Raw genomic sequence first — 19,790 nt, forward strand, 5'->3', positions numbered from 1 at the left:
TGAAGAAAACAGGGACGCCCTGGCGCAAAGCATGCCGCCAGGGCGTCCCTCACCTCATCGAATGCGGTCTACCGCACTTCTGATCAGCCCACTCCGATCGGCTGACGCCCGGTGTGGCGTCCGCCATTGCCCGGGCGGTCCACCCCCGAGTTGCCGCCGCCGGCGTTCGCCTGGATCTTCACCACGTTCGCCCGGTTGCCCGAAGCGTTGTGGTGCTCGATCGCCAGCAGGCCCAGCACGGTGTCTCCGGCGGCCGCGTTGCGGTTGACCACCAGTGCCGTGCCCGGCTTCGCGACGTAGCCCAGCGCGGCGTCGCCGCCACCCTGGACCGTGTACGCGGGAGCCAGCGCGTCGAACGAGAGCGGTGTGCCGACGTAGTCGATGGTCGACGAGTCGGCGCCCGGCGCGGCGTAGAACCCGGAGGTCCCGACCGTGTAGGTGATCTTGTGCGACGCGGCGTTCGCGTCGATGCCCAGCGCGGCGATGCTCACCGGCAGGACGACGACGTTGGTGTCGAACACGTTGGTGTCGACGTCGCCGAGCTGACCGTTGACCGGCTGGACGTCCACCTGCGGGAAGCCCGGCTTCAGCGCCACGGTGACGGCCAGCAGGACGTCGGTGGACGTCGCCTTGGTCACATAGGTTTCGAAGTCCGGCTGCCCGTCGCCCGTGGTGTCGATGTCCACGAACGGCGAGGTGTTGCTGCCCAGGTTGGCCAGGTTGCTCCAGGTGGTGAGGCCGAAGGCCAGCAACGCGTTCTCCGGCTCACCCTGCGACTTGGCCAGCGGAGCCGTGGACGCCGCGCCGACGTAGCGCAGGTCACCGCCCTTGGCAGTCTCGTTCAGGGTGCAGTCGGTGGTGACGCCGCCTTCGCACTCGGGCAGCTGCGGGGATTCCGCCTGCAGCTCGAGCACGCTGATCAGCGAGCGGTACCGCTGCGGGCCGGAGCCCTGGTCCACGCCCTTGCCGGTCAGGTTCAGCACGGCCTGGTCCTGGCCGGCGCCGAAGGTGACCGCACCCGGGGTGTTGATGGCCGAGACCGGCTTCGGCGCGGAGTACACCGAAAGACGCAGCGGAACGGTCGTCCCGCTCTTCGGGGTGAACGCGATCCGGCCGGAAGCGTCCGCCACGAACTGGCGGGCGAGCCCGACCTGCGTGGCGGCCATGGTCTGGTCCATGACCTTGCGGAGCGCCTTGGGGTCGGCGATCGTCAGGGTCACCTTCACCAGCGCGATACCGCGCGGGCTCAGCTTCACGGTGGGCTTGTCCACTGTGTACTGAACACCCGGGAGCGAGTTCACGGCTTCGTAGCCCACCGAGTACTCGACCGGCTTGATGCCCTTGTTGACGACCTTGACCGTCTTGGTCAGGGTCGTCGGTCCGCCCGCTTCGACGGTGCCGAAGTTGACCGAGACGAAACCGGGGTTGTCGACGACGTAGGCCAGGACCTGGTTGTCCAGCGCGGCCTTCGCGTCGATCCGGCCGCTGCCGACGCGCTGCGGCGCGAAGACGTGGCCCGCCGCGTCGCGGATGTCGTGCCCGGCGGTGTTGATCACCGCGGCCTTGACCTCCTCGACCGACCAGTCCGGGTGCGCCTGACGGATCAGGGCGGTGATACCCGAGGTGTGCGGAGCCGCCATCGACGTCCCGGAGATGACCAGGCGTCCGGCGCCGCTGCCGCTCAGGGCCGACGAGATCGAGTCACCCGGTGCCGCGACGTCCGGCTTGACGGCCGGTCCGCGTCCGCCACGCGAGGTGAACGAGCTCGGGGTGTCCACAATGGCCGGGTCGGTGGTCGGAACGGACACGCGACCCTTACCGGTCATGCGGATCTGCAGCGTGCCGGCGTTGAGAGCCGGGCGCACCGAAGCGGTCGCGCTGCCGGTCAGCTGGAACGTCGGCACGACCGCGTTGCCCGCGATACCGGCCGAGAAGTGTTCCAGCGTCGAGCTGAACAGCGCGCCCTTGGCACCCGCGGCCTGCGCGTTGTTCGAGCGGGCGCCCGAACCACACGCGCGGGTCGCGTCGTTGTCGTCCCATTCGAGGAACACGATCTTGCCCGTAGCGGCCGCCTTGTCCGCGGCGGAGTACGGCTTGCAGCCGGCGGCGTTGTCGGCCGACAGCTTGACCACCGGCGCGGTGACGTCGAGCGTGTCGTAGGTCGCGTAGTTCTGGCTGAACTGCCCGGTCTTCGCACCCTTGACGCCGTCGGGAGCGACAGCCTCGACGGCGTCACGCAGGACGGACGCGTCACGGCTGCTGGCGACGGTCAGCGCCTCGGGCGTGTTGCCCGGCGCGCCACCGACGTCGTTGAGGTCGCCGCCGTTGCCGGCGGAGAACACCGGGACGACGTTGTTCGCGGCGAGCTTGCGCACGAACAGCGAGTCCGGGTCGTCCGGCGTGGCGAAGTCGCCACCGAGGGACAGGTTGACCACGTCGAGGTGGTCGGTGAAGTCGCCGTCACCGTCCGGGTCGAGCGACCAGTCCAGTGCCTGCGAGGTGACGTTGGTCGAGCCGTCGCAGCCGAAGACCTTGATCGCGTACAGCAGGGCCTTGGGCGCGGTGCCCGGGCCGATCTGCATCGCGTCGAGCTTCTTCTTGTTCAGCTTCTTGTAGTCACCGGTGAAGGTCTTGCCGTCGGCGTCGACGCCGTATCCGGCGACCGTGCCCGCGACGTGCGTGCCGTGGTGGCCGCAGGAAAGCGGGTTGGGGTCCGGCTTCGGGGTGTTGAGAGCCGGGTCGTCGCTGCCCGAGTCGTAGGCGTCGCCGACCAGGTCGAGACCGCCGACGACCTTGTCGGTCGGGAAGGCCGCGGTGGCCTGGTCACGGTTGATCGCGTTGTACGCCGCGGCGGTGCCCGGGCCGCCGAAGTCGGCGTGGGTGTAGTCGATGCCGTCGTCGATCACGCCGACGCGGATGCCGTCGCCGAAGCGGCCGGTCTGCTGCCAGGAGCTGAGCGTGTTGGTCAGCTGGACCGCGCTGGAGTTGGTGCGGGTCTTCGGCACCACCTTGCGGACCGAGACGACGTCCGGCCGCTTCGCCAGCTCGCGGATCTTCGCCGCGTCGGCCGTGACGACCGCGCCCGCGACCGCGTTGGAGGTCTGGGTGACCAGCTGGGTCCCGGCGTCGGCGGCCTTGAGCTGCCCGACGACCGAGTTCACCGCCGCGGCGGTGTCGGCCTTGGCGGCCTTCGCGGCCTGCTTGGCCTTCTCCTTGCCTGCGCCCTTGTTCTGCTCGGCGTTGAAGGCGTCGACGGCGGGCTGTTTGGCCAGCTCGACGAAGGCGGTGATCTTGCCCTGTGCGGCCTTCAGTTTCGGCTCCACCTTGCCCTGGAAGCCGTTACGGTCGATCTTCGCCGGCGTGACGCCGTCCGCGAGCGGGACATCCTGTGCGGCTGCGCTCGCCCCGGTGAGGGACGTCGCGAGCAGCGCGGCGAAGACCGCGGCCGATGAGCGGATGGCCCACCTGGGTACGCGGGATCTGTTCATGGGTAAGTGCCCTCACTCGAGGCCTCAACGGAACCTGCCTGCCGCTCGAACACACCCCCGACGGTGAGCCCCGGCGCCGCGCCGTGCCCTTGACGGCGCGATGGTTCGGCCTCGCCGGAAAAACCTATCGGCCCATCCGCCCGACTTCAGTAGGCAATTTTCACCGTTACTGAATCTTGCTCTGCGTTCTCGCGAACCCCGCACACACAACGACCACAGTTAGTCGACTAATTGCGAGAAAGCGCGTGAAGGCCCCCTTCCTTCGGCTGAGCCGAAGGAAGGGGGCCTTCACGCGCTAAACGAGGTCAGCCGAAGTTGACCGCGCGGATCGTGTGCGCACCGACGGTGGCGCCGATCGGCTCCAGCAGGTGGGCGTCCACGGAGCGGTCCACACGCAACAGCATGACCGCGTCCGCGCCGTCGGTGGTCTGGCTGATCTGCGCGGCCTCGATGTTGATCCCGGCCTCGCCGAGCAGGGTGCCGACGCGGCCCATGATGCCCGGGCGGTCCGGGTATTCGAGGAGCAGCACGTTGCCCTCGGCGCGCAGGTCGAAGTGGCGGCCGTTGACCTCGACCAGCTTCTCGACCTCGTCCTTGCCGGTGACCGAACCGGACACCGAAAGGGTCGCGCCGTCGGAGTAGACCGCGCGGACGGTGACCAGGCTGCGGAACTTGGGGCTTTCGGGCTCGGTGACCAGTTCGACCTGGACACCCAGTTCCTCCGCCACGCGAGGCGCGTTGACGAAGGTGACCTGGTCTTCGACGACGCCGGAGAACACGCCGCGCTCGGCCGCGAGCGGCAGCACGCTGACGTCCTCGTTGGACAGTTCGCCCTTGACCACGACGGTGATCGAGGTCGGCGCCTTGGGGTTGAGCGCGGTCAGCACGGTGCCGAGCTTCTGGGTGAGCGAGAGGTACGGCCGCACGTGCTCGCCGACGGTGCCGCCGCCGGCGACGTTCACCGCGTCCGGCACGAAGTCGCCGCGCAGCGCCAGCAGCACCGACTTCGCGACGTCGGTGCCCGCGCGGTCCTGCGCTTCGGCGGTCGACGCGCCGAGGTGCGGGGTGACGACGACGTTCGGCAGCCCGAACAGCGGGCTCTCGGTGGTGGGCTCGGTGACGAACACGTCGATCCCGGCACCCCCGACGTGGCCGGAGCTCACCGCGTCCGCCAGCGCCTGCTCGTCGATCAGGCCACCGCGCGCGGCGTTGACGATGATGACGCCCTTCTTGACCTTCTTCAGCGCCTCGGTGCCGATCAGGCCCTTGGTCTCCGGGGTCTTCGGCAGGTGGATGGAGATCGCGTCGGCGCGCTCCAGCAGCTCGTCCAGCGTGACCAGCTCGATGCCGAGCTGCGCGGCGCGGGCGGCCGAGACGTAGGGGTCGTACGCGATGAGCTTGGTGTCGAAGGCGGCGAGGCGCTGCGCGAACAGCTGGCCGATCTTGCCGAGGCCGACCACACCGATCGTCTTGCCCTGGATCTCGATGCCCGAGTAGCTGCTGCGCTTCCACGCGCCGCCCTGGAGGCTCTGGTCCGCGGCCGGGACCCGGCGGGCGACCGCGAGCAGCAGTGCGACGGCGTGCTCGGCGGCGGAGACGATGTTCGACGTCGGCGCGTTGACCACCAGCACACCGCGTTCGGTGGCTGCGGGGACCTCGACGTTGTCCAGGCCGACGCCGGCGCGGGCGACCACCTTGAGCGTGGTGGTGGCGGCGAGGACCTCGGCGTCGACCTTGGTCGCGGACCGCACGAGCAGCGCGTCCGCCGTCTTCACGGCCTCGAGCAGCGCGGGACGGTCGGTTCCGTCCACATGCTGGACCTCGACCTCGTCGGAGAAAACGCTCAGTACGGAAGGAGCGAGCTTCTCCGCGATGAGGACGACGGGCTTGTTCGGCTTGGTCACGATACGGCTCCCACTATCTGGTCCTGTGCCTGCGACTCACTGGCTCTGATGGCCCTCGGCGGAAAAGAATGCCTCGGGGCTGCGGCCACGCCGTTGTGCCCGGTTGCGCCGCAGTTTAGACCTGCTGACAAGGGATTGTTAACTCACCCGTAATCCGGCGAAAACGAGGTCGAGGAGTCGATCGAGACCCTTGTCACCCGAAAGATATTCGCCGGCCCAGGAAAGCGCGTGCAGCAGCACCAGTAGCTCGTGCGCCGTGACGTCCGCGCGGAGCTCCCCCGCGGCCTTCGCCCTTTCCACCAGGTGGGACACGCCGTCCTGCATGGCGTGACAAGAGGCGTACAGCGGCGAGGTCTCGTCGTCGAGGACGTCGGCCATCAGTTCGGGGAGCCCCCGGTAGGTCGCCGACTGCTTGCCGAGCCCGGCGAGCCAGGCTTCCAACGCCTTCAAGGGCTCAGGGGACTTGAGCAGTTCGCGGGCCGCCGCGGCCTGCTCGTCGAACCGCTCGCGGAGCACCGTCTCGACCAGGGCCTCGCGCGTCGGGAAGTGCCGGTAGAGCGTCCCGATGCCGACGCCGGCGTTACGGGCGATCTCCTCCAGCGAGGCCTCGACTCCGCGCGCGGCGAAAGCGCGCCTCGCCTCGTCGAGGAGACGGTCGTAGTTGCGCCGGGCGTCCGCACGCAGCGGTTTCTTCTCGGTGTCCATCGCGTCCCGAGCTTAGTCTCGACAAATCGGAGGCAGCCTCCGTATAATCTCACGACATAACCGGAGGCTGCCTCATATTAGCTGGGGAGAACAAGCAAGAGATGAACCTGATCGAAGAAACCCGCGACCGGCCGGGGCCGGTGGGCGACGACCTCGAGACCCTGATGGACCGGCAGGAACGGCTTGCCCTGACACTGGCGGAGGTGACCAGGTGAGCATCGGGATCTGGACTTTCTCCTTCGACGGCAAGGAAATCGGCGAAGTTCGCGAGGCGGCCGCGGAAGTCGAGGAGCTCGGCTTCGACACGCTGTGGTTCGGCGAGTATCTGGGACGTGAGGCCTTCACTCAGGCCGGCCTGCTGCTGGCGGCGACGTCCCGGCTGACGGTCGCCACCGGGATCGCACGGTTCGGTCACCGGGCACCGATCGCCGCGGCAGCAGCGGAAAAGACGCTCGGCGAGGCCTATCCAGGGCGGTTCATCCTGGGGCTGGGCGGGCATTTGCCGGGCGCGAAACCGCTGGAAGCGATGCGCGGCTACCTCGACGCGATGGACAAGGCGGATCTGTCCACTCCGGATTCCCCGCGTCGCCGGCTACTCGCGGCGTTGGGCCCGAAGATGCTCTCGCTGGCAGCCGAACGCGCCGATGGGGCGCATCCGTACTTCGTGCCCGTGGAACACACCGCTCGGGCACGGGAGATCATGGGGCCTGAGGCCTTCCTGGCCGTCGAACAGGCGGTCGTGCTGGGCTCGGACCGGGATATCGCACGGCGGCACGTGTCGATGTACCTGGAACTGGCCGCGCATCATCGAGCGAATCTGCGGCGCTTCGGCTTCACCGAGGAGGACTACGGATCGGATCGGCTGGTCGACGCGTTGGTCGCCGTGGGCGAAGACGCGATTTCGGAGCGGATCCAGGCGCATCTGGACGCGGGGGCGGACCACGTCTGTCTCCAGGTCCTGACCGAAGACGACCGCATCCCGCTGGCGGAGTGGCGGCATTTGTCGGGGGTCGCCGGTACCGTCCGGAAGCATGACCTCGCCCGCTGAGCTGGCTTTCGACAAGGCGCACGAACTGATCGACGCGCGGGACCTCACGGGGCTCGCGCGTCTGATCGGCGATCTGCCGACACTGGTCCACGCACACGGGAAGAACGGGAACGATCTGCTCGGCATGGCCACCGCGACCTGCGACGAGCGGCTGTGCCGGATCCTGCTGGACCACGGGGCCGATCCGGCGTCGGCCAACGTGCACGGCTGGACGGCGCTGCACCAAGCCGGTTACGTCGGTCTGCCACTGCTGGTCACGATGCTGCTCGACGCGGGCGCCCCGGTCGACGTGCCCGCGCGCGGCGACGGCGGGACCCCGCTGGTGGCCGCGTTGTTCTGGGGACACCGCGAAGCCGCCGAAGTGCTGGCCTCGCGCGGCGTCGCGCCCGGCAATCTCCGCGTCGCCGCCGGGCTCGGGCGTGCCGACCTGCTCGACGATCTGATCGCGCCGGACGGCACGCTCGCCCCGGCCGCCGGGGCGCACCGGGAGTTCCACCGGCCGCACAGCGGTTTCCCGGAATGGCGGCCGAGCGACGACCCGGCCGAGATCCGCGACGAGGCGCTCTCGTGGGCCGCTCGGAACGACCGCTCTTCGGCGGTGCGGACACTGGTGGCCCGCGGTGCGGCGGTCGACGCCGACGTCTACCGGGGCACGGCCCTGACTTGGGCCGCCGCGCAGGGAAAGGCCGCCGTGATCGGGACTTTGGCCGAACTCGGGGCCGACGTGAACCGTCAGGGCACCTTCGGCGGGCTTTCCCATGGAGAGGGCGTCACTGCGCTGCACCTCGCTGTGCAAGGTGGGCATGCGGCGGCGGTCCGGGCGCTGCTCGCCGCCGGAGCGGATCCGTCCATCGAGGACTCTTTGTACGCATCGTCGGCCGTGGGCTGGGCCGAGCACTTCGAGCAGACCGAGATCCTGGCGGTGCTGCGGGGCGCTTGAGTGCTGATGTACTGGCCTCAGCCGTGGGTTGTCGTGAGTGATTTGGGTCGTTAGAACGACCCAAATCACTCACGAGTGGACACAAGCGTCGTCCCTGCAGTCACGCGAAACCGCCGCCCGCGCACCGGCCAGCAGAACCTCCAACGGCACCGTCCACGACCAACACCGCGCGGCTCGCGCTGTGAAGTCCTCTCCGTGGCGGACTGACCACGGTGGACAAGTGGAGTCTGTAGTCCGTATCGTCAGAGGCGGACTACAGACTCCGTTTTTGTCTGACTGGGAGACCGCCATGACCACACCCCGCGAAGTCTTCGACAAGCTCTCCGAAGGCATCACCGCCAGACGCTGGGACGAACTTTTCTCGCTCTACGCGGAGGACGCCGTCGTCGAGAACCCGCAACGGCCGCCCGTGCCGACCCGGTTCGAGGGACGCGAGACGCTCCGGAAGAACTTCTCCGGCGGGCTGAATGTGCGCATGGAGCGGACAGATGTCCTGGTTCACGGGACAACCGACCCGGAGGTGCTCATCGCCGAGTACCGCAATGTCGGCGAGGCCCTGGACACCGGGAAATCCTTCGACATCGCCAATATCCAGCTTCTCCGAGTCCGCGACGGGCTCATCGTCCACTCGCGCGACTATCACGACTACCTGCGCCTCACCGTGGCACTCGACGGCGTGGAGCAACTGAAAAAGGGCTACGAAACCGCGGAGCGGCACATCACGCCGGTTCCGCCGCAGCCCGCGTCGACGGCGGATCCGCAGAGCCCGCGCGGCGTGTTCGAGCGGCTCGTCCACGGCGTCGCGGACGGCGAGTGGGGCGGGTTGTCAGCGCTCTATGCCGAGGAAACCCATGTCACGCACCCGTTTCTACCGGACGCGAAGACGCTGAGGACCAGGGCGGACCTGCACGAGCATTTCAAGTTCGGCGAGCAGCACAAGGTCCGCTTCCAGGTCCGCGATCTGGTGATCCACGAAACCCTCGATCCCGAAGTGGTGATCGGCGAGTTCGACTACCAGGGCACCGCCGGAGACAGCCCGGAATTCCGCGTCTCCAACATTTTCGTGCTGCGCGTGCGCGACGGGCTGATCGTCGAATCCCGCGACTACGGCGATCACCTCGCCATCGCGGCCGCCACCGGACGGCTCGACGACCTCTTCGCGCTCGTCTAGTTCTCGTTGGGAAGGTCGAATTCGCCGTCCCGGACGCCCTTCACGAAGGCGTCCCATTCCGACGGGGTGAACACCAAGACCGTCTCGTCCGGCTTCGAGGACTGGCGCATCGCGGTGTAGGTGACGCCGTCGCTGTGCGGCACGAAGGCGTACTCGACGCAGTCTTCGAGGGTGGCGCCTTCCGGCTCCGCCCGGACCCACGGCGCACTGCTCAGATCCAGCTCATGCCGGATATGGGCTTTGTCGTCGACTGGCTGCTCACTCATGGACCAACATTATCGCTTCCCGCTACGCAAGCTGAACCCCTCATCAGATGCAGCGAAGGGGCCCTTCACCGCGTCACGCGCGGCGAAGGGCCCCTTCGGCTCAAATCAGGCGGTCTCGGTGATCGGGCGGTCCACCCACGACATCAGGTCGCGCAGCTTCTTGCCGGTCTCCTCGATCGGGTGCTGGTTGCCCTGCTCCTCGAGCTTGATGAAGTTCGGCCGCCCGGCCTCGTCCTCGGCGACCCATTCACGGGCGAACGTGCCGTCCTGGATCTCGCCGAGGATCTTCTTCATCTCTTCCTTGACCGCCGGCGAGATGACGCGCGGGCCGCGGGTCAGGTCGCCGTACTCGGCGGTGTCGGAGATCGAGTAACGCTGACGCGCGATGCCGCCCTCGTACATGAGGTCGACGATCAGCTTCAGCTCGTGCAGCACCTCGAAGTAGGCGATCTCCGGGGCGTAGCCGGCCTCGGTGAGCACCTCGAAACCGGTCTGCACCAACGCCGAGGCGCCACCACAGAGAACGGCCTGCTCGCCGAAGAGGTCGGTCTCGGTCTCTTCGGTGAACGTGGTCTTGATGACACCCGCGCGGGCGCCACCGATGGCGGCGGCGTAGGACAGCGCGAGCGCCTGCGCGTTGCCGGAAGCGTCCTGCTCGACGGCGATGAGCGCCGGGACGCCCTTGCCGTCGACGAACTGGCGGCGGACCAGGTGGCCCGGGCCCTTCGGCGCGACCATGGCGACGTCCACGTTCGACGGCGGCTTGATCAGGTCGTAGCGGATGTTGAAGCCGTGACCGAAGAACAGCGCGTCGCCGTCCTTCAGGTTCGGCTCGATGTCCTTCTCGTAAATGGCCCGCTGCTTGGTGTCGGGCGCGAGGACCATGATCAGGTCGGCTTCGGCGCTGGCCTCCGCGGGGGACAGCACACGCAGGCCCTGCTCCTCGGCCTTCGCCCGCGACTTCGAGCCCTCGGGCAGCCCGATGCGGACATCGACGCCGGAGTCGCGCAGGCTCAGCGAGTGCGCGTGACCCTGGCTGCCGTAGCCGATCACGGCGACCTTGCGACCCTGGATGATCGAAAGGTCCGCGTCGTCGTCGTAAAAGATTTCCACTGCCATGAGGGGTACTACTTCCTTTCCTGACTTACCAAAACAAAAGATGTTCAGCGGGTGGAGGTGGCGGTGATCGAACGGGCTCCCCGGCCGACCGCGACCATTCCGGACTGGACCAGTTCGCGAATGCCATAGGGCTCCAGCATCCGCAGCAGAGCACCGATCTTGTCCGAGGTTCCGGTGGCTTCGACGGTGAGCGCCTCGGGGGACACATCCACCACTTTCGCACGGAAAAGCTGCACTGTCTCCAAAACCTGGCTGCGCACGGTCGCGTCGGCCCGGACCTTGACAAGCAGCAGTTCGCGCTGCACGGCTGTGGACTTTTCCAATTCCACGATCTTGATGACGTTGACCAGCTTGTTGAGCTGTTTGGTCACCTGTTCGAGCGGTAGCTCTTCAACGGCGACCACGATCGTCATCCGGGACACCTCGGGATTCTCCGTGGGTCCGACGGCGAGGGATTCGATATTGAATCCGCGGCGCGAGAACAAACCGGAAACCCGCGCGAGGACACCGGGTTTGTTCTCCACCAGAACGCTCAAGGTGTGCACGCTCATCGCGCGTCTCCTTCCGCCGCTGCGTTGATCTCCGCCTCAGCGGCGAGTTCGTCGTCGTCGAAGAGCGGCCGGATCCCGCGCACGGACATGATTTCGTCGTTACCGGTGCCCGCGGCCACCATGGGCCACACCTGGGCATCCTTCCCCACGACGAAATCGATGACGACGGGGCGGTCGTTGATCTCCATCGCGCGCCGGATGGTGGCGTCGACGTCTTCCCTGGTCTCACAACGGAGCCCGGCGCAGCCGAGCGCCTCCGCGAGCAGGGTGAAGTCGGGGATGCGGTGCTTGTGGGTACCGAGATCGGTGTTGGAGTACCGCTCCGAGTAGAAGAGGTTCTGCCACTGGCGGACCATGCCCAGGTTGCCGTTGTTGATGACGGCGACCTTGATCGGCGCGCCTTCGATGGCGCAGGTGGCCAGTTCCTGGTTCGTCATCTGGAAACAGCCGTCGCCGTCGATGGCCCAGACCTGCTTGTCGGGCATGCCGAACTTGGCGCCCATCGCGGCCGGGACGGCGAAGCCCATCGTGCCGAGGCCGCCGGAGTTGATCCAGGTGCGCGGGTTCTCGTACTTCACGAACTGCGCGGCCCACATCTGGTGCTGGCCGACGCCCGCGGTGTAGACGGCGTCCGGGCCGACGAGCGAACCGATGCGTTCGATGACGTACTGCGGCGAAAGCGTCCCGTCCTCGGGCCACTCGTAGCCTGCCGGGTAGTCGTCGCGCCAGGCGCTGACCTGCGTCCACCAGTCCCTCAGATCCGGCTTCGCGGACTTGTCTGTCTCGGCGCGGACGGCCTCGATCAGCTCGGTGATGATCTCCGCGCAGTCGCCGACGATCGGCACGTCCGCCTTGCGGTTCTTGGAGATCTCGGCCGGATCGATGTCGGCGTGGACGATGGCGGCGTCCGGCGCGAACGAGGACAGCTGGCCGGTGACGCGGTCGTCGAAACGGGCGCCGAGCGCGATCAGCAGATCCGCCCGCTGCATCGCGGCGACCGCGGAGACCGTGCCGTGCATACCCGGCATCCCGAGGTGCTGCGGATGCGAGTCGGGGAACGCGCCGCGGGCCATCAGCGTGGTGACGACCGGGATCCCTGTCAGCTCGGCCAGTTCCATCAGCTGCCGCGAGGCGTCGGCCTTGATCACGCCACCGCCGACGTACAGGACCGGGCGGCGCGACTTGCTGATCAGCCGGGCGGCTTCGCGGACCTGCTTGCCGTGCGGGCGCAGCGTCGGCCGGTAGCCCGGCAGCCGCATTTCCGTCGGCCAGGAGAAGGAGGTCATCTCCTGCAGGACGTCCTTGGGGATGTCCACCAGGACCGGGCCGGGACGGCCGGTCGAGGCGAGGTGGAACGCCTCCGCGATGGTGCGCGGGATGTCCGCCGGGTCGGTGACCAGGAAGTTGTGCTTGGTGATCGGCATCGTGATGCCGCAGATGTCGGCTTCCTGGAAGGCGTCGGTGCCGATCAGCGCACGGCTCTGCTGACCGGTGATGGCGACCACCGGGACCGAGTCCATGTTCGCGTCGGCCAGCGGGGTGACCAGGTTCGTCGCCCCGGGACCCGACGTGGCCATGCACACACCGACCTTTCCGGTCGCCTGCGCGTATCCGGTGGCGGCGTGGCCCGCGCCCTGTTCGTGGCGGACCAGGACGTGGCGGACCTTCGTCGAGTCGAGCAACGGGTCGTACGCCGGAAGGATGGTGCCGCCGGGAATACCGAACACGATTTCCGCGCCGACCGCTTCGAGCGAGCGGACGAGCGACTGCGCGCCCGTGACCCTCACCGGGGTTCCGGCCGGGGGCGCCGGCTTGGGACGGGCTCCAGAGGTACCGGACTGGGATTGTCCGGAGTTCGCTTCAGCTCGCGAGGTGGCACTAGTCATCGCTTGTCTGCCTCGTCTTGTCTAGTCACTCGTTCGGGTATTCATCAGCTGGTTCGGCGTTGAAATTGTTCCAGGCAACGCTGTGATGATGTTTTGAGCATCAAAAAACCCCCGCCGACCGGAGTGGTCGCACGAGGGTCGCGCGTCGACGCAGCGGAAAGTTTCCCTAAGCGTCGACGCGCTTGGGAAGTACGAGACCGGTCTGCGTTGTCACGAGAGTGAAGTTAGCCGGTCCCCGTCAAGAGTGTCAACTCTGCGGGATGGCGATTCCGCATGCTGGACACCGTCACCCCACTGCACGACCCGCGTTCGGTGCCCCGGCGACCGCGGTGCACCATCTTCAGGGTGGCAGAAGAAAAGCAGCAAGAACAGGCGAACGAGGCACCTAAGGCCGTCTTCAAAATCCCGAACACGGCGCTACTGGCGATCGCTTTCCTCGTCGTTTGTGTGACGCCTGTCGCGTTCGGCGACGTGCCGTACCTCCAGTGGTTGTACCTCTTCCCGATCGCGCTGGCGGTATTCGTGATCCGGACCCGGACGACCGCGACGGCCCAGGGACTCGAAGTCCGCACGTTGTTCGGTCGACGGGACTTACCGTGGTCCTCCCTCAAGGGCCTCGCCATCACCGACAAGGCGAAGGTGCAGGCGGTGTTGCAGGACGAGACCAAGGTCGCCCTGCCCGCCGTGCGGACCCGGCATCTTCCGGTGATCTCGCTGGTCAGCGCCGGGCATATGGCCGATCCCTCCGGGCTCACCGACGACGCCGAAGCCGTCAAGGCGCCGGTGCCGGAGAAGGCCCCCGAGAAGACCCCGGACAAGACCGAGGAGTCCGGGACGACGTCCGGGGAGTAGGATTGGTAGGACCAGTTTGGCGCCGGTTCGCCCGGCAAGGCCCTGGTCCCCAACCCGAACCTTGGAGTCAGCCGTGCCCCCACTCCGTTCCCGGACCACCACCCACGGACGCAACGCGGCGGGCGCCCGCTCGCTCTGGCGCGCCACCGGGATGACCGACAGCGACTTCGGCAAGCCGATCGTCGCCATCGCGAACTCCTACACCCAGTTCGTGCCGGGGCACGTGCACCTCAAGGACCTCGGCGAGATCGTGGCCGGCGCGGTGAAGGAAGCGGGCGGCGTCGCCCGCGAGTTCCACACGATCGCCGTCGACGACGGCATCGCGATGGGGCACAGCGGAATGCTCTACTCGCTGCCCTCGCGCGAGATCATCGCCGACTCCGTCGAGTACATGGTGAACGCGCACCAGGCCGACGCGCTGGTCTGCATCTCCAACTGCGACAAGATCACCCCGGGCATGCTGAACGCGGCGATGCGGCTGAACATCCCGGTGGTCTTCGTCTCGGGCGGGCCGATGGAGGCGGGCAAGGCCGTGGTCGTCGGCGGGGTCGCGCAGGCGCCGACCGACCTGATCACCGCGATCGCCGCGTCGGCCAGCAGCGAGGTCGACGACGACGGGCTGTCCATTGTGGAACGCTCGGCCTGCCCGACCTGTGGCTCGTGTTCGGGCATGTTCACCGCCAACTCGATGAACTGCCTGACCGAGGCCCTCGGCCTCTCCCTGCCGGGCAACGGCTCCACCCTCGCGACCCACGCCGCGCGCAAGGCGCTGTTCGAGGACGCGGGCCGCACGGTCGTCGAACTCTGCAACCGCTGGTACGGCGAAGACGACGAATCCGCGCTCCCCCGCTCGATCGCGTCCAAGAAGGCGTTCGAGAACGCGATGGCCCTCGACATGGCGATGGGCGGCTCGACCAACACGGTGCTGCACGTCCTCGCCGCCGCGCAGGAGGGCGAGGTCGACTTCACCATCGACGACATCGACGCCATCGGCCGCCGCGTGCCGTGCCTGTCGAAGGTCGCGCCGAACTCGGACTACCACATGGAAGACGTCCACCGCGCCGGCGGCATCCCGGCCATCCTCGGTGAGCTGTACCGCGGCGGGCTGCTGAACACCGACGTCCACTCCGCGCACTCGCCGGACATCGAGTCCTGGCTGTCCACTTGGGACATCCGCGCGAAGGAGCCGTCGGCACGGGCGATCGAACTGTTCCACGCCGCGCCGGGCGGGGTCCGCACCACGGAGGCGTTCTCCACCGAGAACCGCTGGTCCTCTTTGGACACCGACGCCGCGGACGGCTGCATCCACGACGTCGAGCACGCCTACACCAAGGACGGCGGGCTCGCGATCCTGCGCGGCAACCTCGCCGAGAACGGCGCGGTCATCAAGTCCGCGGGCATCGACGAGGAACTCTGGCGCTTCGAGGGCCCGGCGCGCGTGATGGAAAGCCAGGAGGAGGCGGTTTCGGCCATCCTCAAGAAGGAGATCCAGCCCGGTGAGGTGCTGGTGATCCGCTACGAGGGCCCGGCGGGCGGCCCCGGGATGCAGGAGATGCTGCACCCGACGGCGTTCCTCAAAGGCTCCGGCCTCGGCAAGAAGTGCGCGCTGATCACCGACGGCCGGTTCTCCGGTGGCTCGTCGGGTATCTCGGTCGGGCACATCTCCCCCGAGGCGGCCGCGGGCGGGACGATCGGCCTGGTCCAGAACGGCGACCGGATCCTGCTCGACGTCCACGAGCGCCGTCTCGAACTGCTCGTCGACGCGGACGTCCTGGCCGAGCGCCGGGCGAAGATGGACGCGAGCGAGCGGCCCTGGCAGCCGGTCTCGCGGGACCGGCCGATCACCGCCGCGCTGCGCGCCTACGCGCGGATGGCGACCTCGGCCGACACCGGCGCCGTGCGAGACCCGAGCAAGTAGTCCTCTACTTGCGGCGGGTCTGGGTCCCGACGTGCCATGAACGACTCGTTACTTGCGAAATTTGCAAGTAACGAGTCGTTCATGGCACGGGACGCAAGCAGCACTCGCAAGTAGAGGACTAATGGCGAGAGGGCGTCAGCGGCAGAGGACGATCACCACGACCGAAGCCGCGGCCGACAGCAGGAGCCCGATCAACCCGAACGAAAGCGGCCGCTTCCGCCACGGGGTGTTGACGTCGAGCGAGAGCCGTCCGGCGCCCGCGAGCAGAAGGGTCAGCGAGGCCGCGCCCAGCAGGAGTTCGAACTCGAAGCCCTGCCCCGATTGCTGGAAGAACCCGCCGCTGAACTTCACGAACACGATGTTCGCGCAGACCCCGAGCAGCGCGGCGGCGCCGATCGGGGTGAACAGGCCCACCAGCACGAGCGCGCCGCCGAGTACTTCGCTGATCCCGGTGATCCACGAGAGCAGAGTGGTCTGGCTGGTGTAGCCGAAGTTGCCGAGCACCCTGGCGAAGCCGCCGACCCCGGGTCCGCCGAAGGCGCCGAAGAGGTGTTGCAGCCCGTGCGCGCCCATGGTCACGCCGAGCACCACTCGCAGGACGAGCAGACCGAGGTCGATCCCGCCCCTGGTCTCCGCCGGGTTCGGGGCCCCGTCGGAGTCCGCCACTTCCGAGATCATGCTGGTCTGGTAGTCATCGCTCACGCGCGAAGGGTAGGCGAAACCGGCCCGTCAGGCGACTGAACCGCCGGACCGGTGGCACAACGGCTCAGAACAGGGTCGCCGGCTCGACCGGTTCGGGCTCGGGCAGCGGATCGAGGCCGGGTACCAGGGCGCGCACGTCGTCGTGGAACCGGCGGGCGAGCGACGGTGCGTCGTCGTTGTCGGGGGTGTGCAGGAAGACCGTCGGCGACCGGCCCGCACGCAGCCACTCGGCGACCACCTCGGTCCACGGTCCCCATCCTTGAACGGTCTCCTCGATCGAGTCCCGGCCCAGGTAGCGGACGACCGGCCGGTCGGTCAGCGCCCGCGTCCGCCGCGGCAGCCGGGGTTTCTTCGCCCAGGCGTCCTGCTCGGCCTCGCTGGCCGGCGGGCTCCCGAAGAAGACCGTGGTGTCGAACGGCACCCACTCGGCGGCCGCGTCGGTGAGTGTCCTCTCCAGCAGCGACGTCGAGCCGGCGTCGGTGTAGAAATCCGGGTGGCGCACCTCAACGGCGCGACGGCGGCCGGCGGGGAGCCGGCGCAGGAAGCGGCCGAGGGTGTCGACGTCCGACGGGCCGAACGAGCCGGGCAGCTGGGTCCACAGGACCGCCCGTTCGCCGAGGGGTTCGATCGCGTCCAGGAACGCCCGCATCTCGGTCTCGACACCGGCGAGCCGGCGCTCGTGCGTGACGACTTTGGGCAGCTTGACCAAGAACCGGAAGCCCGGGTCGGTCTGCCGGGCCCACGTCGCGACGGTGTCCCGGGCGGGGGTCGCGTAGAAGGTGGTGTTGCCCTCGACCGCGTTGCACCAACCGGCGTAGGACCGCAGGCGCTCCCCGGCCGGCTGCGACCGCGGCAGGAACCGCCCGGCCCACGCCTTGTGCGCCCACATCGCACAGCCGACATGAAGACCTGCCACGCCCGTCACCCTTTCAGTACTCGCCGTGGACCAGGTTCTTCGGCAGTTCTCCACCCAGATAGCGGGTCAGCTCGCGGACCACCACCGCGTAGGACCGCTGCCGTACCCCGCTCACCGCGCCCCCGACATGCGGCGTCAGAAGCAGTCCCGGCACGTCCCACAGCGGGTGCCCCTCCGGCAGCGGCTCGGGATCGGTGACGTCGAGGGCGGCACGGAGCCGGCCCGTGGCGAGTTCCGCGACGAGCGCGTCGGTGACCACGACCGGTCCCCTCGCGACGTTGACGAGGATCGCGTCGTCCGGCATCGCGGCGAGGAAGCCGGCGTCGACCATGCCCCGCGTGTGCGGGGTCAGCGGCACCATCAGCACCGTGACGTCGTGCTCGGGCAGCAGTTCGGGAAGCTCGCCGCCGCCGTGCACGCCTTCGCGGGCCGTCGCGCCGACCATCGTGCAGCGCACGTCGAACGTCTCCAGCCTGCGCCGCAGGTGCCTGCCGAGGTCCCCGGCACCGACGATGAGGACCCGCTTGCCCTGCAGGGTGTCGGTCGTCCGGCGCTCCCAGAGCTTGCGGCGCCTGCCGTCGGCGAAATCGTCGAGGTTGCGGTAAATGGCCAGAAGAACCGCGACGACCCACTCGGCCGAACTGCCGCCGTGCGCGCCGCGGCAGGTCGAGAGCAGGACACCGTCCGGGACCTCGTCGATCCAGTCCTCGGCTCCGGCCACCAGCAACTGCACGAGCTTGACGTTCGGCAGTTCGTTCCACGGCACCTCGGCGGGCGGGTGGCCACCGGGGACCAGGACCACGGCCTCGGCGGCCTCCGCGGGGACGGGCTGCCCCCAGCGGTACACCACCGGACGCACGCCTTCGATCTCCGAAAGCGCGGTCACACCCTCTTCGTCGGGCACCAGCACGGTAACGGTCATGATCACCACGGTATCCAGTGCCGCTTACCTGTGGCTCACGTACGCCCACCTAGGCTGGGCCCGTGCGTACCCGGTACCGGCGGAAATGGTCTTCGTCGCTGGCTCTGCTGGCCTGCGGCGCACTAATACTGTCGGGCTGCGCCAAATTCGACAACACCGCGGCGAGCCAGACCTTCACCCCGGTGAACCCGCCGTCCCCCGAGGTCCCGCCACAGGTGGGGCCAGGTGGCGAGGCGGGAGACTCCGGCCCGGGCCGCCAGGGACCGAACCAGACACCGACGCCGGTCCCGCCGCCGCAGGGCTGCAAGGACTTCGACAAGGCCGTCATCGCGACCTGCCTGGACACCGTCGCCGCCGTGGCCGCGATCCCCGGTGACGGAACCGCCCCCAGCGCGCTCGCGGGGGAACGCAAGAGCGGCCGGATCATGCTCGCGATCGCGGAGAAGGACCCGGCCGACTGGGCCACCATCCCGGTCGACGGTTCCGGCGACGGCGGGCTCACCTCGCTCGCGCTGTCCCCCGGGTTCGCCGAAGACCAGCTCGTCTTCGCCTACATCACCACGCCGACCGACAACCGCGTCGTACGGCTGGCGAAGGGGCAGGCACCGAAACCGGTGCTGACCGGTATCCCCAAGGGCGCCACCGGCAACCGCGGCGCGATCGGCACCGACGGCAAGGGCGCGCTCCTGGTCGCCACCGGTGACGCCGGCAATCCGGGACTGGCGGCCGACCCCGCGTCGATGGCCGGGAAGGTGCTGCGCATCGACACCTCCGGCAAGCCCGCGCAGGGCAACCCGACGGCGGGCTCCGCGGTCTTCTCGAGCGGCGTGCACTCCCCCGGCGGCCTGTGCCGCGATCAGAGCGGCGCGCGCGTGTGGCTGACCGATCGCCTGGCCGACAAGGACGTCCTCTACCGGGTTCGGGCGGGACAGCCGATGACCACCCCGGCGTGGACCTGGACGGACAAGCCCGGTGTCGCGGGCTGCGCGGACTTCGTCGGCGCCGTCGGCTACCTGTACATCACGACGTCGATCGCGGGGAACCTGCAGAACCTGCCGGTCACCCCGGACGGTGCCGTCACCGGCAAGCCCAACGTCGCCATGGACGGCAAGACCGGTAAACCGCCGAAGACCTTCGGCCGGATGTCCGCGATGAGCATGGTCAACCCGCAGCTGGCCATCACCGGGACGATCAACAAGGACGGCGGAACGCCGGTGTCGAGCGACGACCGCGTGGTCATCATCGCGCCGTCGGTCGGCGGGGGCGGAAACGGCAAGGACTGAGCCGCCCACCCCCGCACCACTCAGCGGGAAGACCGGCGGCGTGAACCTGTCCGCGACTCGATCCGTGAAGGCCTCCTTGAGGGACTCTGAGTCCCTCAAGGAGGCCTTCACGGACTTTC

Annotated in this window: 16 protein-coding genes; 6 read left to right on the forward strand and 10 right to left on the reverse strand. The window is 68.5% G+C overall.

Features of this window, described 5'->3' with window-relative positions; translation table 11 throughout:
• Positions 1-83: 83 nt before the first annotated feature.
• From ACLJRL_RS39575 to ACLJRL_RS39585, 3 genes are all read right to left on the reverse strand, one after another.
• A complete protein-coding gene (locus ACLJRL_RS39575; protein ID WP_410661543.1) occupies positions 84-3,488 on the reverse strand; it encodes a S8 family serine peptidase in 3,405 nt (1,134 codons plus the stop codon).
• Positions 3,489-3,793: 305 nt separating this feature from the next.
• Positions 3,794-5,392 carry a phosphoglycerate dehydrogenase gene (serA, locus tag ACLJRL_RS39580; protein ID WP_410661544.1) on the reverse strand — a complete coding sequence of 533 codons (1,599 nt, stop codon included), beginning with the start codon at positions 5,390-5,392 and terminating at the stop codon, positions 3,794-3,796.
• Between the two features lie 138 nt (positions 5,393-5,530).
• The gene (locus ACLJRL_RS39585; RefSeq protein WP_410661545.1) at positions 5,531-6,097 is read right to left on the reverse strand and encodes a TetR/AcrR family transcriptional regulator; all 567 of its coding nucleotides are present in this window, start codon (positions 6,095-6,097) and stop codon (positions 5,531-5,533) included.
• 211 nt (positions 6,098-6,308) lie between these two features.
• Between ACLJRL_RS39585 and ACLJRL_RS39590 the strand changes: the two genes are divergently transcribed.
• From ACLJRL_RS39590 to ACLJRL_RS39600, 3 genes are all read left to right on the forward strand, one after another.
• Entirely contained in the window at positions 6,309-7,145 is an 837-nt protein-coding gene (locus ACLJRL_RS39590; protein ID WP_410661546.1) for a TIGR03620 family F420-dependent LLM class oxidoreductase, read from the forward strand.
• Positions 7,129-8,085 (forward strand): ankyrin repeat domain-containing protein, encoded by a 957-nt coding sequence (locus tag ACLJRL_RS39595; RefSeq protein ID WP_410661547.1) that lies wholly within the window; start codon positions 7,129-7,131, stop codon positions 8,083-8,085. Before ACLJRL_RS39590 ends, ACLJRL_RS39595 begins: the two co-directional genes overlap by 17 nt.
• A 289-nt stretch (positions 8,086-8,374) precedes the next feature.
• Complete coding sequence (locus tag ACLJRL_RS39600; RefSeq protein WP_410661548.1) at positions 8,375-9,256, forward strand: nuclear transport factor 2 family protein; 882 nt, start codon at positions 8,375-8,377, stop codon at positions 9,254-9,256.
• Here ACLJRL_RS39600 and ACLJRL_RS39605 read toward each other — a convergent pair.
• The 4 genes from ACLJRL_RS39605 to ACLJRL_RS39620 form a co-directional block, all read right to left on the reverse strand.
• Complete coding sequence (locus tag ACLJRL_RS39605) at positions 9,253-9,522, reverse strand: DUF397 domain-containing protein (RefSeq protein WP_410661549.1); 270 nt, start codon at positions 9,520-9,522, stop codon at positions 9,253-9,255. The two genes, ACLJRL_RS39600 and ACLJRL_RS39605, sit on opposite strands and share 4 nt — an antisense overlap.
• Before the next feature lie 105 nt (positions 9,523-9,627).
• Positions 9,628-10,641, reverse strand: a complete 1,014-nt coding sequence (gene ilvC / locus ACLJRL_RS39610; RefSeq protein WP_410661550.1) for a ketol-acid reductoisomerase — start codon at positions 10,639-10,641, stop codon at positions 9,628-9,630.
• Positions 10,642-10,685: 44 nt separating this feature from the next.
• On the reverse strand, positions 10,686-11,192 hold the full coding sequence (ilvN, locus tag ACLJRL_RS39615) for an acetolactate synthase small subunit (RefSeq protein ID WP_410661551.1): 507 nt from the start codon (positions 11,190-11,192) through the stop codon (positions 10,686-10,688).
• Positions 11,189-13,078, reverse strand: coding sequence for an acetolactate synthase large subunit (locus ACLJRL_RS39620; protein ID WP_410661552.1), 1,890 nt, complete (start codon positions 13,076-13,078; stop codon positions 11,189-11,191). The genes ilvN and ACLJRL_RS39620 overlap by 4 nt, the downstream gene beginning before the upstream one ends.
• Positions 13,079-13,423: 345 nt before the next feature.
• Between ACLJRL_RS39620 and ACLJRL_RS39625 the strand changes: the two genes are divergently transcribed.
• A complete protein-coding gene (locus tag ACLJRL_RS39625) occupies positions 13,424-13,930 on the forward strand; it encodes a PH domain-containing protein (protein WP_410661553.1) in 507 nt (168 codons plus the stop codon).
• A 73-nt stretch (positions 13,931-14,003) separates the two neighbouring features.
• The gene (ilvD, locus tag ACLJRL_RS39630) at positions 14,004-15,848 is read left to right on the forward strand and encodes a dihydroxy-acid dehydratase (protein ID WP_410661554.1); all 1,845 of its coding nucleotides are present in this window, start codon (positions 14,004-14,006) and stop codon (positions 15,846-15,848) included.
• A 135-nt stretch (positions 15,849-15,983) separates the two neighbouring features.
• Here the strand turns inward: ilvD and ACLJRL_RS39635 are convergent, their stop codons facing one another.
• The 3 genes from ACLJRL_RS39635 to ACLJRL_RS39645 all read right to left on the reverse strand — a co-directional run bounded on the left by ACLJRL_RS39635 (position 15,984) and on the right by ACLJRL_RS39645 (position 18,388).
• Entirely contained in the window at positions 15,984-16,526 is a 543-nt protein-coding gene (locus tag ACLJRL_RS39635; RefSeq protein ID WP_410661575.1) for a DoxX family protein, read from the reverse strand.
• 88 nt (positions 16,527-16,614) lie between these two features.
• Positions 16,615-17,439, reverse strand: a complete 825-nt coding sequence (locus ACLJRL_RS39640) for a DUF72 domain-containing protein (RefSeq protein ID WP_410661576.1) — start codon at positions 17,437-17,439, stop codon at positions 16,615-16,617.
• A gap of 40 nt (positions 17,440-17,479) precedes the next feature.
• Positions 17,480-18,388 (reverse strand): 2-hydroxyacid dehydrogenase, encoded by a 909-nt coding sequence (locus ACLJRL_RS39645; protein WP_410661555.1) that lies wholly within the window; start codon positions 18,386-18,388, stop codon positions 17,480-17,482.
• A gap of 62 nt (positions 18,389-18,450) precedes the next feature.
• Here ACLJRL_RS39645 and ACLJRL_RS39650 point away from each other — a divergent pair, with 62 nt between their 5' ends.
• On the forward strand, positions 18,451-19,671 hold the full coding sequence (locus tag ACLJRL_RS39650) for a PQQ-dependent sugar dehydrogenase (RefSeq protein ID WP_410661556.1): 1,221 nt from the start codon (positions 18,451-18,453) through the stop codon (positions 19,669-19,671).
• The last annotated feature ends 119 nt before the right edge of the window (positions 19,672-19,790 follow it).

The sequence above is a fragment of the Amycolatopsis sp. lyj-112 genome, from assembly GCF_046549055.1.
Classification (GTDB): domain Bacteria; phylum Actinomycetota; class Actinomycetes; order Mycobacteriales; family Pseudonocardiaceae; genus Amycolatopsis.